The 15,920-nt window shown below is 64.2% G+C and carries 15 protein-coding genes; 7 read left to right on the top strand and 8 right to left on the bottom strand.

Going from position 1 to position 15,920, the window contains the following annotated elements:
• Positions 1-115: 115 nt before the first annotated feature.
• The 6 genes from VSR68_RS33350 to VSR68_RS33325 all read left to right on the top strand — a co-directional run bounded on the left by VSR68_RS33350 (position 116) and on the right by VSR68_RS33325 (position 6,337).
• The gene (locus VSR68_RS33350) at positions 116-334 is read left to right on the top strand and encodes a transcriptional regulator (protein WP_152756140.1); all 219 of its coding nucleotides are present in this window, start codon (positions 116-118) and stop codon (positions 332-334) included.
• A 138-nt stretch (positions 335-472) separates the two neighbouring features.
• Entirely contained in the window at positions 473-1,372 is a 900-nt protein-coding gene (locus tag VSR68_RS33345) for a ferritin-like domain-containing protein (RefSeq protein ID WP_342943836.1), read from the top strand.
• Between the two features lie 82 nt (positions 1,373-1,454).
• The gene (iaaH, locus tag VSR68_RS33340) at positions 1,455-2,909 is read left to right on the top strand and encodes an indoleacetamide hydrolase (RefSeq protein ID WP_342943835.1); all 1,455 of its coding nucleotides are present in this window, start codon (positions 1,455-1,457) and stop codon (positions 2,907-2,909) included.
• Between the two features lie 15 nt (positions 2,910-2,924).
• Positions 2,925-3,674 (top strand): CDP-diacylglycerol diphosphatase, encoded by a 750-nt coding sequence (locus tag VSR68_RS33335; RefSeq protein WP_342943834.1) that lies wholly within the window; start codon positions 2,925-2,927, stop codon positions 3,672-3,674.
• A gap of 147 nt (positions 3,675-3,821) precedes the next feature.
• Positions 3,822-4,910 (top strand): fatty acid desaturase, encoded by a 1,089-nt coding sequence (locus VSR68_RS33330; RefSeq protein ID WP_342943833.1) that lies wholly within the window; start codon positions 3,822-3,824, stop codon positions 4,908-4,910.
• A 287-nt stretch (positions 4,911-5,197) separates the two neighbouring features.
• The gene (locus VSR68_RS33325; protein WP_342943832.1) at positions 5,198-6,337 is read left to right on the top strand and encodes a GGDEF domain-containing protein; all 1,140 of its coding nucleotides are present in this window, start codon (positions 5,198-5,200) and stop codon (positions 6,335-6,337) included.
• 107 nt (positions 6,338-6,444) lie between these two features.
• Here VSR68_RS33325 and VSR68_RS33320 read toward each other — a convergent pair whose 3' ends face one another.
• Together VSR68_RS33320 and VSR68_RS33315 are read right to left on the bottom strand one after the other, a co-directional pair.
• Positions 6,445-6,858 (bottom strand): VOC family protein, encoded by a 414-nt coding sequence (locus VSR68_RS33320; protein WP_342943899.1) that lies wholly within the window; start codon positions 6,856-6,858, stop codon positions 6,445-6,447.
• 2 nt (positions 6,859-6,860) lie between these two features.
• Complete coding sequence (locus tag VSR68_RS33315) at positions 6,861-7,406, bottom strand: AraC family transcriptional regulator (RefSeq protein ID WP_342943831.1); 546 nt, start codon at positions 7,404-7,406, stop codon at positions 6,861-6,863.
• Between the two features lie 314 nt (positions 7,407-7,720).
• Here VSR68_RS33315 and VSR68_RS33310 point away from each other — a divergent pair, with 314 nt between their 5' ends.
• Positions 7,721-8,473: a DUF899 domain-containing protein gene (locus VSR68_RS33310; RefSeq protein ID WP_342943830.1), complete on the top strand. Its 753-nt coding sequence runs from the start codon at positions 7,721-7,723 to the stop codon at positions 8,471-8,473.
• Between the two features lie 73 nt (positions 8,474-8,546).
• On the opposite strand, the gene VSR68_RS33305 is transcribed toward VSR68_RS33310, so the two are convergent.
• From VSR68_RS33305 to VSR68_RS33280, 6 genes are all read right to left on the bottom strand, one after another.
• Entirely contained in the window at positions 8,547-9,389 is an 843-nt protein-coding gene (locus tag VSR68_RS33305) for an IclR family transcriptional regulator (protein WP_342943829.1), read from the bottom strand.
• Between the two features lie 104 nt (positions 9,390-9,493).
• Positions 9,494-11,035 carry an AMP-binding protein gene (locus tag VSR68_RS33300; RefSeq protein WP_342943828.1) on the bottom strand — a complete coding sequence of 514 codons (1,542 nt, stop codon included), beginning with the start codon at positions 11,033-11,035 and terminating at the stop codon, positions 9,494-9,496.
• A 27-nt stretch (positions 11,036-11,062) separates the two neighbouring features.
• Positions 11,063-12,844, bottom strand: coding sequence for an ABC transporter permease subunit (locus VSR68_RS33295; protein ID WP_342943827.1), 1,782 nt, complete (start codon positions 12,842-12,844; stop codon positions 11,063-11,065).
• 9 nt (positions 12,845-12,853) lie between these two features.
• Entirely contained in the window at positions 12,854-13,915 is a 1,062-nt protein-coding gene (locus VSR68_RS33290) for an ABC transporter ATP-binding protein (protein ID WP_342943826.1), read from the bottom strand.
• A 10-nt stretch (positions 13,916-13,925) separates the two neighbouring features.
• Complete coding sequence (locus tag VSR68_RS33285) at positions 13,926-14,987, bottom strand: ABC transporter substrate-binding protein (protein ID WP_342943825.1); 1,062 nt, start codon at positions 14,985-14,987, stop codon at positions 13,926-13,928.
• 67 nt (positions 14,988-15,054) lie between these two features.
• Positions 15,055-15,816, bottom strand: a complete 762-nt coding sequence (locus VSR68_RS33280) for an enoyl-CoA hydratase/isomerase family protein (protein ID WP_342943824.1) — start codon at positions 15,814-15,816, stop codon at positions 15,055-15,057.
• Positions 15,817-15,920: the final 104 nt, after the last annotated feature.

Below are 15,920 nucleotides of genomic sequence, written 5' to 3'. Positions count from 1 at the left end.
AAAGATTGGTTCACGCGCTACACGGCACAGCCTACGCTAGTCCCTGCCCGCTTCATTCGACTGATCGCTGCGCTGCGCGCAATCCGCCGCGGGGAGGCGATCGAACATGAAACCGATGAACCGACACATCCGCTACAAAGGCTACGAAGTTGCCCCCGCTGCGCAGCGCCTGCCCAACGGCCTCTTCGCAGCGAATCTCACGATCGAAAAAGCCACGGCCGCCAACGACGGACACGCGTATTCGTTCGACGCGCTCGACTACTTCTTCGACGAAGAACACGCGCTCGCGTATGCATTTCGCTGGGGGCGCCTGTGGGTCGATAGTCAGCAATGAGCGCAATACTGCATTGCAATTTTTCACGCCGCGCGGCGCGAAAACGCGTGCGGCACTCCGGTAAGCGCCCGCTCCACGCCACAGATTGACGGGGTATGACAGAATAGGCGGAATAACTCGCCAAAGTATTCGCCTGTCATGTCCGACACCCTGATAACAGAAGCCGATCACGATCGCGCGCTGCGTCACTGGACGTTCCACGGACACGCGTGCATGCCCATCGGCTCCGAAGAACACAAGCAGATGTTCTGCCGGATGCTTCTGGAAACGCACAACCCGTACAAACCAGCCGTCATCGACTGGCCGCAGTTGCCCACCGACGCGCTCAAGCGCATCACGTCGCTGCCCATCTGGGACATCGCCGTGCAGACGGAAGGCCGCGCGTCGATCCGGGTCGCGACGTATGCGGCGCAGGTGCAAGACCCTTTGGTGCGCGAAGCAATCGAAATGGACGCGGCCGAAGAGGCGCGCCACAAGCACGTCTTGTCGCGGCTCGTCGCCGCGTACGGCATCGAGCTCGCGCCCGAGCCCCATTACCCCGCGCCGCGCGACGCCGAATGGGCGTGGATGTTCACCGGCTACAGCGAGTGCATCGACAGCTTCTTCGCGTTCGGCCTGTTTCGTTCCGCGCAGCTGTCGGGCTATTTCCCGGAAGAACTGGTCGAAACGTTCGAGCCCGTGATCCAGGAAGAAGCGCGCCACATTCTTTTTTTCGTCAACTGGGTCGCGTGGTATCGGCGCACGATGCCGTGGTGGCGGCGTCCGTGGCACGCGTTGCGTGTCGGCGCAATCTGGATCAAGCTGATCTGGGACCGCGTCGCGATCGCGAAAGGCATCGATGCCGACGGCGTCGCGCACGACTCGAACTTCCTGGCTGCGAACAGTTCGACGATCGGCCAGGCGCTCTCGGCGCGTCAGCTGATCGAACTCTGCCTTCAGGAAAACGACCAACGAATGAGCGGCTACGACAAACGGCTCGTTCGTCCGGCGCTCGTTCCGAGGCTCGCGCGCCTCGCGCGGCGGTTCATGCGCAAGTGAGCGCGCCGCGCGCTCGCGCACGGGCACATTCACGACACGTCGCGCGGCGCAACGCGCCGGCGAACCGGGAGGAACACACTACATGCAATGGACCGTCGATGAACAACTCGCGCTGACGGCAACGCAGGCCGTCGCCGCCATCCAGTCGGGCCGGCTCAATGCAACCGATTACGTCGCGACGCTGCTCGCGCGCGCCGCCGCGCTCGCGACGCTCAACGCGTTCACGGCGCTCGACATGGAAGGCGCGCTTGCCGCCGCGAAGCGCATCGACGCATTGACGCCCGACGAAAAAGCCCGCCTTCCGCTCGCCGGGCTGCCTGTCGTCATCAAGGACAACATCAACACGGCGGGGCTGCTGACTTCGGCCGGCACGCCCGCGCTCGACGGCTTCAAGCCGAAGACCGACGCACCTTCCGTGCGCAAGCTCGTCGATGCCGGCGCAATCGTGCTCGGCAAGACCAACATGCACGAACTCGCGTTCGGCATCACCAGCACGAATCTGGCCTCGCACGCGGGCCCCGTGCGCAACCCGTACGATCCGTCGCTGATCGCGGGCGGCTCGTCGGGCGGCACGGCCGTTGCCGTCGCCGCGCGCATCTCGACGGCGGGGCTCGGCAGCGATACGGGCGGCTCGACGCGCATTCCCGCCGCGCTCACAGGCATTGCGGGCTTTCGCCCGTCCGTCGGCAACGGCGGCGGCGAGCGCCGCTATCACGATCCGCAAGCCGTGGTTCCCATCAGCCATACGCGCGATACCGTCGGGCCGATGGCGCGCACCGTCGCGGATGTCGCGCTGCTCGACGGCGTGATTACGGGCGACACGACCTTGCCCGACGTGCAACTGTCGGCGCTGCGCATCGGCTTGCCGTCGCCGCTGTGGGCCGATCTCGAACACGCGACGGAAGACGCAGCACGCGCGGCGCTCAGGAAGCTCGAAGCGGCGGGCGTCACGATCGTACCCGTCCACATGCCGGAGTTGCTGCACCTGAACGACCAGACGGGCGGCCCCGTCGCGATTCACGAAGCGTTCGACGACGTGCGCGACTATCTCGTCGCGAACGATGCGCCCGTCAAGACCGTCGCCGACGTCGCGGCGCACATTGCAAGCCCCGACGTGCGCGACGTGTACGACGTGGTGTTGGCGCATGCGCTCGCGCAGCAGTATCACGACGCAATGACCATCTGGCGTCCGCAATTGCAGCAGCATTACGCGGACACGTTCGCCTCCGGGCGCCTCGACGCACTGATCTTCCCGACCACGCGGCTCGTCGCCGCGCCGCTCGACGAAGTGAACGGCTCGTCCGTCGTGTCCATCGACGGCGCGCCCGCCATCGACGAAATGACCGCCTACCTGCGCAATACCGATCCCGCGAGCAACGCGGGCATTCCGGGCCTGTCGCTGCCGGCGGGCCTGACGCGGGACGGCTTGCCCGTGGGCATCGAAATCGATGGGCCGCTCGGCAGCGACCGGCGGCTGCTGGCGATCGGCATCGCATTCGAGGCTGTGCTGGGCGCAGTTCCCGCGCCCACCATCTGACATCCGCACGCTCCAATGATCCGACCGCGTCTTCGACACCTGGCCGCGCTGGCCATCGCGCTTTGCACATCGGGCTGCGCGATCATCGCGGCCGCCGATCCCAATGCGCTCTGGTCGATCGTCAACCGTCAATGCGTGCCCGTTGCCCGCGCGACCGGGAGCCCAGGCTTCTGCACGACCGTCGATCTCTCGAAACGCTATGCGATCCTGAAGGACATCAACGGCAACACGCAATATCTGCTGATCCCGACGGATCGCGTGATGGGCATCGAAAGCCCGAGCGTGCTCGACACCCATGCGCCCGAGTATTGGGCCGATGCGTGGAATGCGCGGCAGTATGTCGGCTCGCGCATCGGCCTGACGTTTCCGCCCAATCAACTGGGACTCGAAATCAACTCGAAGTACCGCCGCACGCAGCAGCAGTTGCATATCCATATGGACTGCATGCACGACGACATCATCAAGAATCTTGCGCGCTACCGCACATCGGAGCCGGGCAAATGGCAATGGACGACGCTCGACGGCAGCCGGTATCGCGTGATGCGCGTTCTCTCGCTGACGGGCGACAGCGACCCGTTTCGCATCGTCGCGCGCGACCGCCAGGGCAGCGATGCAATGGCGCAGCAGACCATCCTCGTGACGGGCGCGGGGCCGTCGGACAAAGACGGCTGGCTCGTCGTGAACAGCGGACTCGAACTCGACGACGGCAGCGGCACGGCGGAAGGATTGCTCGATCATTCCTGCGAGATCGGCATGCATCAGTAAAGGCGACCGCGTTCGCGCAGACGCGGTTCGCTTGGTTCGCTTGGTTCGCTTAACCCGCTTTCCTCAAAAGCTTAGCGAAACAAATTGGTTCGGCCGCTGCGTGCCCGCCATTAGGATCGTATCGACTGCAAAACGACCGATCCGCCGATGGCCATTTATCTCGACGACACGCAACGTCTGGCGCTCTCCCATCAACGCACGCGCTTCACGTGGCGCACCGAATGGCCGACGTGGCTTCTGATCGGCGTGATCTACGGCGGGTGGTTTTTCATCGCGAGCCATGCACAGACGCTCGGGCTGAGCGTTTCGCTCCCGCTGCTCGCGCTGTTCAGCGCGTGGTACATGTCGTTGCAGCACGAACTGCTGCACGGCCATCCGACGCGTTCTACGTTCATCAACGGCCTGATCGGCTTTGCGCCGCTCGCCGTGTGGTTTCCGTATGCCGTCTATCGCGATCTGCATTTGCAGCATCACGACGACGCGCATCTGACGCGTCCCGAGATCGATCCCGAAACGTTTTTCGTGAGCCTCGAAACGTGGCGACAGGCGGGTACGCTGACGCGCGCTCTGCTTGTCGCGCGCAATACGTTCGCGGGACGTGTTCTGCTCGGCCCCGCGTTCTCGATTGCGGCGACGGCCACACAGGCGCTGCGCAAACCTTTGCGCGGCGACGGGTCCGATGTGCCCGCGTGGCTCGCGCATTTTTGCGCGCTGGCCGTGCTGATCGTCTGGCTCGATCGCGCGTGCGGAATCACGCCGTGGCTCTTCATTGCGGGCGTCGGCTATCCGGCGCTCGCGCTGAGCTCGGTGCGCTCGTTCCATGAGCATCGCGCCGCGGCTTCGCACGAGGAACGCTCGGTCATCAATGAAGCCAGTTGGTTCTGGCGGCTGCTGTTTCTGAACAACAACTACCATCTGGTTCATCACGACCTGCCGCATGTCCCCTGGTTTGCGCTTCGGGACATCTATGAACGATCCCGCCAGCAATACATAGAACGCTCAGGAGGCTTTCTGGTAAAGGGCTATCGCGAATGGGCGAGGCTCTACTCGTTCGTGCCGGTTGCTCATCCGGCGCACGTCGATCGTTGCGGCGTCATCCCGTTGAAGCCGCCTGCATCCGTTGAATTTGCGGGTAAATCGCGCGTAGAACTGACGAAGGACGATTGGTCTGCACTCCGTCACGAAGCTCGAGTACCCGCTGCCGCCGATCGTCAGGCCAGACGACACACACAATGAGCTTCGTGGCCGCGGCTCCACGTATTTGCTTGTGCCCGTCACGCGTTCGCAAACGTTGTATCGAGCTTGCCACCTCTTGACGCCCTAAAGTTGTCTCCCGCAAGCGCCGATAACCGGTCATGTGGTGCCGATCGCTTCACTCACGGGACGGCCATCCCGCTGCCGAGTTGAAGCTCACGGACATCCGGTATGTGCCGCGGACGCGTCGATCCCTGCCCTTTTCGCGTTCCCGGTCACACCGCATGGGGCGACAAATAATCGTCGCGAGGCAATTCGCAGGTGCTCAGGTGACGAATCCAACCAAATCGTTCAGCTTGCCGCAGGGCAAGCTTGCTTGCTGGCTGCTGCACCCCGGCAGAGACACCCCGCAAGAGATCCGGACAGCGCTTGTCTATACGCTGTTCGGCACGCTGCCGATTTTCCTGGGCGGCGTGTTCAACACGATAGCCGTTGCGTGGGTGCTCGAATACCGCCATCCGAGCGCGCTGTTCCGGTTCTGGCTGATCTCGGAGATCGTCGTCTGCGTGGCTCGTCTGTTCGTGCTGATGCTGGCGCATCGACGGGCGCAACAGGGCAAGTCCACGCCGACTGACCTCTATCTTCTTCTTGCGCCGCTGTGGGGAGCGACGGTCGGCTATGGCGCGTTCATCAGTTCGATAAGCGGCGACTGGGTGGCGGCGACGCTCTCCTTTCTTTCGGCGGCGGCGATGGTCGGCGGAATCTGCTTCCGGAACTTCGCTGCGCCGCGGCTCGTCGCCATCATGATCTTTCTGTCGCTCGGCCCATGCTGTCTCGGCGCGGTGCTATCGGGCGAACCTGTGCTGCTGCTGACCCTGGTTCAGATTCCGTTTTATCTGTTTGCGATGAGCGTTGCCGCCAGAAAGCTCAACGCGATGCTCATTACCACCATGGAGGCGGAGCGCGAGAACGATCGCCGCGCGCGTCACGACGGCCTGACGGGACTGCTCAACCGCGCCGGCCTTTTCCATGCGACGACCTATGAACTCGCCAGATCGGCTCGCATCGGAACCGGCGTGCCGCTTTTCTATATCGACCTGGACGGTTTCAAGGCGGTGAACGATGCGCATGGGCATCAGTTCGGCGACAAGTTGCTGGTGCAGGTCGCGGCGAGACTGCGCCAGCTTGCCGGACCGGACGCGCTCGTTGCGCGTATGGGCGGCGACGAGTTCGTGATCGTCGGCCAGGTACCGGGTGCGGCGGAACCGAACACCTTCGCGGACAGCGTCATCGCGGAGATCGAGAGGCCGTTCCATCTGGCAGACGATGTCGTCATCGAAATCGGCGCCAGCATCGGTATTGCGCCGGTGACTGGCGTCGGGAACGGGATCGACAAGGTGCTCGGATCGGCGGACGTCGCGATGTACGAGGCCAAACGCCATAAAAAGAAGAGCGCGGTCGCCGCTTGAGCCGGGTCGACGCGCGTCGATCCGATTTCCCTGCACGCCGGTTACATCCAATGCGCGTGTGACGACGCGAGGGCAAGAGCGCGGCGCGGGGACGTCCGTAGATGCCTCTATTTCGTCGCCGGAGACTGGATCATCTTCCAGCCATTGCCCGCAGGATCGCGGAAGCCGGCGTCGACGCTGCCGAAGCGCTCGATGGGCTCCTGGATGAATTCCACGCCTCGCGCTGTCAACTGCGCATAGCTCGCGCGGCAGTCGGCCACGGAGAGAACGAGCGGCGGCATAGCCCCTTTGGCGACCATCGCGCGCAAGGTTTGCGCGGTGGCTTCGTCGTGGATGGGCGGGCCGGGCGTGAACAGGCCGAGCTGGAACAACGGCTGCTCCGGATGCTGGACCGTGAGCCAGCGATAGTCGCCGTTGCGCACATCCGTATGGACGCGAAATCCGAGTTTGTCGACGTAGAACGCAAGCGCCTCGTCCTGATTGTCGACGTACAAGCCCACCACATTGATACCCTGGTTCATCATCACGACACCTCCTCCTCGATTGATGACGGGAATGTACCTTTGGCCACGCGGCGGCGCTTCTCCAAAACTGCGATCGTGAGGTCCGGCCGCTGCGCCGCCTTCAGCACGCAGGCAGGCACGCGGTCGAGTTGAGCGGTAGCGGCCCGCGCTTCGATGCGCATCGCGCTGGGGCTTTGGCCCGTGATGTCGCGGAATGTGCGGCCGAATGTACCCAGGCTCTCCCAGCCGGTAGCGAAGGCAATGTCCGTGATGCTGAATTCCGTGTCGCGCAGGAGGGTCGTGGCCCGCTCGATGCGCCGTGTCAGCAGGTATCGGTGCGGAGGAACGCCGAACGCTCGCTTGAACGAGTGCGCGAAATGGGCCTCGGATACGCCGCTGACCTCGGCCAGCCGCTTGACGGGCCAGGCCTCGTGCGATGCAGCATCCATGCGATCCTTGGCGCGCAGCAGGCGGCGCAGCAGGCCCGGGTCTTGCAACGCGTCGTCATCGACCGGTGCGGGTGACGAAGCAGATTGCCGAGCGTTGCAGGTTGCGCGTGGAGGCATGATCTTCCGAATCGGGTGGCACGTGAGCAGAGTTTAAGTCCCACCAGGCGTGCCCGCTAGCGAAGGATGCCGCAATGGACACGCGCCGCGCGAACGCCAGATCGTCGACTCAAATACCGCCACACTTGTTACTCCCCACGCTCGGCTCAACGGCCCAAACTGTCTTTCAGCAAACATCCGGCGACGCATGCTGAATGGAATCGCGCTTCAGCCTCGCGACGCAGGAATTTCTCCCAGATCAGGAGGTTGCACAAGCCATGACTACATCAGCCGGAAACAGAGCGAAAGACGCAGCGAAAGAAGGACAGTCCGCGATGCATACACCGCCCGTGGTGTCGCAGCAGGCATGGGAAGAGGCTCGCCAGCAGTTGCTCGTGAAGGAAAAGGCCCACACTCGCGCCCGCGACGCGCTGGCCGCCGAGCGTCGCCGCATGCCGTGGATGGCCGTCGAGAAAACATATGCATTCGAAGGGCCTGCGGGCAAGGCAAGCCTGCTGGACCTGTTCGACGGTCGGCGCCAACTGATCGTCTATCGCGCTTTCTACGAGCCGGGCGTGTTCGGCTGGCCCGACCATGCGTGCCGGGGCTGCTCGATGGTGGCCGACCAGGTCGCCCACCTCGCCCACCTGAACGCCCGCGACACGACCCTCGTGTTCGTCTCACGCGCGCCTCAGGCGGACATCGAGCGACTGAAGGCGCAAATGGGCTGGCAGATACCGTGGTTCACCGTCACGGACAGCTTCGACGCCGACTTCGGCGTCGACGAATGGCATGGCACGAACGTGTTCTACCGTGACGGCGACCGCGTGTTCCGCACGTATTTCATCAACAATCGCGGCGACGAGCAGATGGGCGGCACCTGGAACTATCTCGACATCACGCCGCTCGGTCGGCAGGAAGTCTGGGAGGATTCGCCCGAGGGCTATCCCCAGACGCCGACCTACAAGTGGTGGAACTGGCACGACAGCTATGTCGCCGACGCGCCGCCCGACAAGAAGTGGGTCGAGGTGTCGGATGCCGGAGAGGCGGCGTTCAGGAACCAGCAGAAGAGCGACGGCCAGCCGTAAACCCGAGCAATCCGATGGGCGGTCCCTCTGGACGGTCGTGACCGTTCTGAGAGACCGCCATCGATTGCACGAGCTATTCGATACGGCGCCGCGTCGAAATAGCCGAAGCCGTGGAAATGACCAGATCGGCGAAGCGCTTTTCGTCGCGATCGGCTTGCCATCGCGATCGCGCCACCGCGATGTTCACCGCGCCGATGCCGCGCCCATGCGCGTTCGTGATCGCCGCCGCCGTCGAGATGTCGCTGACGAAATACTCATCCTCCGTATGCGCGTAGCCCTGCTTGCGGATCTGCACGATGCGTTCCTTGATCTTGCGCGGCTGGTACACGGTCGACGCCGTATAAGGCACGAGATTCGTGCGCGAAAGAATATCGTCGATCTCGCCGTCGCCGAGCGTCGCGAGAATCGCGAGTCCCGGCGCCGTGCAGTATGCCGGTAGGCGCGAGCCCGTAATCACGTGTGCATTGAACACGTTCCGGCTCACGATGCGCAGAACGAACACGATATCGGTATCGTCGAGCACCGTGAGATTGGTCGCCTCTTCCGTCTCCGAGCCCAGTTGCTGCAGATAAGGCGTCGCGCGGCTCACGAGTTCGTTCGACGTGAGGTAGTGATACGTGAAGTCGAGAAGCCGCGGCGACAGCTCATACTTGCGGCTGTCCGGGTCCTTCAGCAGATAGCCGAGCGCGGACAGCGTATACGCGAAGCGCTGCGTCGCGCTCATGTCGAAACCTGTGAGCGCCGAGATTTCCGAGAGCGACAACTGACGCTTGCTGCCGTCGAAAGCGGTGAGCACTTTCATTGCCTTTTCGACGGACTGCACATAAAGCGAAGACGCGCCTGGATCGGCCGCGTCGCCGCGCGGCTTCGCCACGGGGCTCTTGCGCTTGCGCGGAACTTTGGGCTCGTCGCTCATTGCTTTTTTCGTCTTTATGATCGGTCGTTAAATTATCGCATGGCCCTGGAGCGCTATCAGTATCCGATAACTACGCGGTAACGACGGGGATAGCCACCCGACAACTATGCGCGAACACGGCTGAGCCGGTCCCATGCGTCGTCGACGGTGCGCGGCAGCAGATGCTTCCGGATGCGCTCGCTCGCCGTCAGCTCGAAGCCATCGACGGCCCGGTAATAGCGCGGCAACTGGAAGCTCGCGAGCCGCTCGCGCGCCCACGCGTCGATCGTTTCCCACTCGACGGGCGCGCCCTTGAACTGCACGTTGAGCAGAATATCCTGCTCGCCGATCGGCGAAGCGACGCCGATCGCGGCGCTCGCGCGAATCGCAGGATGCGCAGCGAACACGCGCTCGATTTCCCACGCCGATACGTTTTCGCCGCGCACGCGCATGCTGTCCGTCTGCCGGCCGACGAAGAAAAAATCGCCGTCGGCATCGCGCCGCGCGCGGTCGCCCGTATGCAACCGGCCGTTGCGCAAAGCGGCTTTCGTCGCTTCGGGGTGCTTCAGATACGCCGGCAGGAACGTGCCTTCCACTTTGCTCGACAGCACGATCTCGCCGGCCTCGCCCTCTTTCACAGGCTGGCCGTTTTCATCGAGCAACTCGACGTCGATCCACGGCAGCGCGCGGCCGATCGATCCCGGCTTGCCCGTGACGTTCGCGGTCGCGAAGCTCGAGCATTCCGTCATGCCGTAGCACTCGCGCAGGCGCACGCCGAGCCGCGCCTGCACCGGCTCCCACGCAGTGGCGCTCACGCCCGCGCCCCACGCGACGCGCAGCGTATGCGCGTGAGGCTGCGCGCTCTGCGGCAACTGCATCAGGATATCGAGCACGCCGCCCAGGTAATGCAACTGCGTCGCGCCCGCGCGCTCCACTTGCGACCAGAACTGCGAGGCCGAAAAACGCGGCACAGCGTGCAGCGTCACGCGTTCGAGAAACGGCAGCAACAACATCTGCGCGCCGCCGATATGGCACAGCGGCTCCCACAGAAAGAGGCGGTCGCCGTCGCGCACATCCGCGATGCGCAGCGCCGCCTCGCTCGCGATGCGCATCATCCGGTGCGTGAAGACGACGCCCTTCGGCGCGCCCGTCGTGCCCGACGTGTAGATGACGCACAGCGGATCATGTACGCCGATTCGAGGCGTCACGAAAGCGGCGTCCGCATCGTTCGCGTCGAACGCGGGCAGACGCACGCGCCGCGATGGGCCGCACTCGATCTGCGAAGTCACATCGTCGAATGCGTCCTCGATGACGAAGAGCTTCGGCTCCGCATGCTGCAGCACATATTCCAGACCCGCCGCGCGCAGCTTCGTGTTCACCGGCACCCAGACGAGGCCGCTCAGCACCAGCGCGTAAATCAGATGGATGTGTTCGGCGCTGTTGCCGAGCATCACGGCGACGCGATCGCCCGGCACGAGCCCTTCGTCCGCGAACCAGCGCTGCAACTGCGCGATGTGTCGCGCGGCATCCTCGCAGGTGATCGCGCGATCGTCGAAATGAACCACGGTGCGCGCGGGCTCGCGACGCAATCCCGCGGCGAGCAGCGGCGCGCAGTCGAGTTCGTCGTCGGGGTGCCGGTGAGCGAAGTATTCTGGGTAGTGATGCATGTCTGGATGGGTATGAGAGCCTGAGATTTAACGCGCGCGGCGCTTGAGCCAGGAAGACGCCGCGACGACGAGCGCGATCAGGATGACGAGCGTCGTCGATACGGCCGCGAGCGTCGGCGTGATCGCGAGCTGGATGTCGTCCCACATCTGCTTGGGCAGCGTCGAGTTGATGCCGCCGCTCACGAAGATCGCAATGGTCAGATCGTCGAAGGAAACGAGGAACGCGAACAGGAACGCCGCCGTCACGCTCGCCATCAGCAGCGGCATCACGACCGACGTGATGCGCCGCAACGGCGACGCACCCATCACGCGTGCGGCGTCGTCGAGACGCCAGTCGAAGCGCTGAAAGCCTGCGGCGAGCGTCACGACCACATACGGAATCGCAAGCACCGTATGACCGATCACGAGCCCGAGGTTCGTGCCCGTGAGCCCGAAGCGTCCGAAGAGATACAGCAGACCCACCGCGACCACGATGCGCGGCACGATCAGCGGCGCGACGAACAGCGCGAACATCGGCTTGCTCGCGCGGCGCGGCATGCGGGTCATCGCGAGCGTCGCGCCGAATCCGAGCAGCAGCGAAAGCAGCGCCGTGCCGAGACCCACTTCGAACGAGCGGACGATCGCGCTCTGCCACACGGGCGAATCGATGAACGTGCCGAACCAACGCGTGCTGAAAAGCTTCGGCGGAAACGCGATGTAGTCGCTCTTCGTGAACGCATACGGAATCACCGAGAGCACGGGCGCGACGAGCACCACCATGACGATGCACGTGTAGAGACCGAGCGGGCTCGTCGCGCGCGCGGACGGTTCGCCGTGGGCGTTACGACGCATCATCAGAGGCGCGAAGACGCGGCCGAGCGCCATCAGCAACGCGAGCCGCAAGCCTTGCGCGCGCGAGCCGCGCGAGCGCTCCGTCACTTCGCCCGTCAGCGACGTGAGGCCCACCATGCGGTCGTACACGAAGAAGATCACGATCGAGCAGACGAGCAGCACCGTCGAGAGTGCGCCCGCGAAGCGCATGTCGAACAGTTCGAGCACCGACGAGATCACGAGTTGCGCGATCATCGTTTCCTTTGGCGAGCCGAGCAGCGCGGGCACGATGAAGAAGCCGAGGCTCGAGATAAACACGAGCAGCCCCGCCGCCGCCACGCCCGGCGACGACAACGGCAGGAACACCGTGAAGAAGCTGGTGCTGCGTTCCGCGCCGAGCGTTTCAGCCGCTTGCGCGAGGCGATCGTCGATGCCGCGCATCACGGGAAGCATCGTCATCACGGCGAGCGGCAGCATCGAATGCACCATGCCGATCAGCACGCCCGTCAGCGATGGAATCGTGCCCGTCGTCTCGTGTACGAGGCCGAGCGAGAGCGCGATCGTCGAGAGCACGCCTGTTTTCGACAGCAGCAGCATCCACGCGTAGGTCTTGACGAGATAGCTGGTCCAGAACGGCAGCATGATCCACAGCAGCCAGCGTTCGCGCACCCGCTCCGATAGCCGGCTCAACATGTACGCGACGGGATAGCCGAGCAGGATCGACAGCGCCGCCGTCATGAACGAAATGGCGAACGTGATCCACAGCACCTTCGCATAGACAGGCGTGCGCGCGATGCGGGCAAACTGCGCGAGGCCGACCTGCCCGTCAGCGCTGACAAGCCCCCCTTGCAAAATTTCGCTGACGGGCACGATGAAGAACACGAGCAGGAACAGCAGCGTCGGCACGATCGGCAGGAAGCGCAACGAGCGCGCGAGCCAGGCGGACCGGCCGCGACGCGAGGCTTCGTTCTCGCGGTGCGCGTGCAGAGCGATGGTCATGACGGTTCCTCAGGCGTGGAGCAGCGTCGTGCGATACGGGTCCCACACGAGGCCCACCTTGTCGCCGATGCGCGGCGACAGGCTGCGCTCGCAACGCACGGTGAGCTGGCTGCCGTCGTTCATCGACAGCTGTACGCGCGTGTCGCTGCCGAAGAAGACGACATCCGCAATGGTGCCGTCGACAAAGCCGCTCGCAGGCTCGACGAGGCGCGGCGCTTCGGGGCGCACGAGCAGCGTGTGGCGCGCGGCGGGCATGATGGGCGCGCTCATCGGCAGTGGAATGCGGCCGCCCGCTGCGAGCAGGATCGGCTCGCCGCTTGCGCTGCGCGCATCGTCGAGCGCGCCTTCCAGCAGATTCGAGTGGCCGATGAAGCCAGCCGCGAAGCGTGTCGCGGGACGGTCGTAGAGATCGGCGGGCGTGCCCACCTGTTCGATGCGCGCCTGGTTCATCAGGCAAATGCGATCGGAGAGCGTGAGCGCTTCGTCCTGATCGTGCGTCACGTAGACGAAGGTCGCGCCGAGTTCCTTGTGCAGCCGGCGAATTTCGGACTGCATGTGCTCGCGCAATTTTTTATCGAGTGCGCCGAGCGGTTCGTCGAGCAGAATGACGGAAGGCCGGTACGCGAAGCAGCGCGCGAGCGCGATGCGCTGCTGCTGCCCGCCCGACAGCTCCTTCGGAAAGCGCTTCGCGTATTCAGTCATGCGCACCATCGCGAGCGCATCGTCGACGGCGGCGCGCACGTCGTCGCGCGACTTGCGGCGCATGCGCAAACCGTATGCGACGTTGTCCCACACGCTCATGTGCGGAAACAGCGCGTAGCTCTGAAACACCATGCCGATGCCGCGCTTACCAGGCTCGACGTAGGTGACGTCGCGCCCGTCGATCTCGATGCGCCCCTCGCTCGGCGCGACGAGGCCCGAGATCATCTGCAGCATCGTGGTCTTGCCCGAACCCGAGGGACCGAGCAGCGTCAGGAATTCGCCGGCCTGCACGGCGAGATCCGTCGGTTCCAGCGCAACCGAATCGCCGTAGCGTTTCGCGATGCCGATCGCCTCGAGTTTCGAGCTCATCTTGCCGTCCTCACGAAATGACCCACGAATTGAACCGCTCGGTGACCTTCTGACGGTTCTCTTCCCACCACTGCGGACTCGGCAGGCGCATGTCGCGGATGTTGTCGGGCGCCGTGGGCAGAAGCGTCGCGCGCTCCTTGCTGATCGTATCGAAGGCCTTGCGGTTGGTCGGGCCATAGGCGAGCGTGCGCGTGAGCAGCGCCTGGCGCTTCGCGTCGGCGCAGAAGCGCACGAACTGCTTCGCGGCATCCGCACGAGGCGTGCCCTTCGGAATGCCCCAGCCTTCGATCGAATACAAGCCCTGATTCCAGACGATCGAAACGGGCGCGCCGCCGTCCTTCGCCGCTTGCGCGCGGCCGTTCCACGTCGAGATCATGTCGACGTCGCCGCTTTGAATCGCCTGCATCGCCTGCGCGCCGGAGGTCCACCAGATGTTGATGTGCGGCTTGATTTTGTCGAGGCTCTTGAACGCGCGATCCACGTCGAGCGGATAAAGTTTGTCGAGCGGCACGCCGTCGGCGAGCAATGCCTGCTCGAGCGTGTCGAGCGGACTGCGGCGCAGGCAGCGGCGGCCCGGAAAGCGCTTCACGTCCCAGAAGTCCGCCCACGATTTCGGACCATTCTGGCCGAACTTGTCGCTGCGATACGCGAGCACGGTCGAATACACATCGACGCCCAGCCAGTTCGGCGTGATCGCCTCCGACATCACATCCGGATAGTCGCTCGTCTTCAGGCCGATGGGTTCGAGCAGGCCTTTCGCTTCGAGATACGGAATGTCGGCGGATAGCGTGAGCGTCGTGACGTCCCACACGTAGTTCTTCGTCTGGACCATCGCGGCGAATTGCGCAACGGGCTGCGATTCGCGCGCGACACTCACGACCTTGATACCGGTGGCTTTCTCGAACGGATCGTAGAAAGCCTCGCGATAGGCGGTGGTGTAAGGGCCGCCTGGATCGGACACCACGATCTGCTTCGTCTGCGCGCGCGCGGCGAGCGGCATCGCGCTGGTCACGGCGAGCGCGCCCGCGCCTTGCAGAATGCGGCGGCGCGTCGGGTTGAAGTCTTGCGTCATTGCTCAGGTCTCCCGCAGTTGTGATTGCAATGGGAACAGCTCGACTCGTGCTCGATTCAGGCTCGACTCACTTCGCGCGCTTGCTGAAGAACGCCTCCATCATGCGCGCAGGCTCCCCGGAGTCATACGCTTCGCGCTGAATGCGCACGCCCGCTTCGATGCAGTCGACGAAACCCGGCTCGGTCATCTCGCGAAAGCGCTGCTTGTCCAGACGCATCGCGACGGGTGGCTTCGCGGCCAGCTCGGTGGCGATTTCCAGCGCCTTCCCGAACACCTGGTCTTCGGGAACGAGGTGATGAATGAGGCCGATGCGATGGCACTCGTCGGCGTCCATCAGACGCCCGGTAAGCGTCAGTTCGATGGTGCGCGACATGCCGAGCATCGCATTCATGATCCACGGGCCCGTCGTGCTGGCGATGCCCGCGTTGATTTCCGGCTGGCCCATCCGCACGCCGGGATGGCCCACGCGGATATCGCCGAGCAAGGCGACCTGGAACGCCGAGCCCGCGGCCGTGCCGTTCAGCGCGATCACGAGCGGCTTTTTCAGGCCGCGCAGCGCGGTGTAGTACCGCTGCCATTCCTTGACCCATGCCACCGCACGTTCGCCGTCGAAATCATGCGCCTCCGACAGATCCTGTCCCGCCGAGAACGCGCGGTCGCCCGCACCCGTCATGATGATCGCCGCCACTTCGTCGTCGGCGTTGAAGCGGTCCAGCGCCTCGATGATCGATTCACGCATCGGCGTCGTCCATGCGTTCAGGCGTTCGGGACGGTTCAGCGTGATGACCGCGACGCGGCCATGATTCGACAACAACACGTCTTCGCTCATGATTTATCGCATAGTAATAGTTGATGGTGTATTCCAATATAGAAGGATCAAAAACATGGTGCAAGCGGGTTTACGCGGAAAGACGCGACGAACGGGAAATCGGG

It is taken from the genome of Paraburkholderia phymatum (genome assembly GCF_038900715.1).
Classification (GTDB): Bacteria; Pseudomonadota; Gammaproteobacteria; order Burkholderiales; family Burkholderiaceae; genus Paraburkholderia; species Paraburkholderia phymatum_A.
Note: the sequence above shows the minus strand (reverse complement) of the source record. Positions and strands in the feature narration are given on the sequence as shown.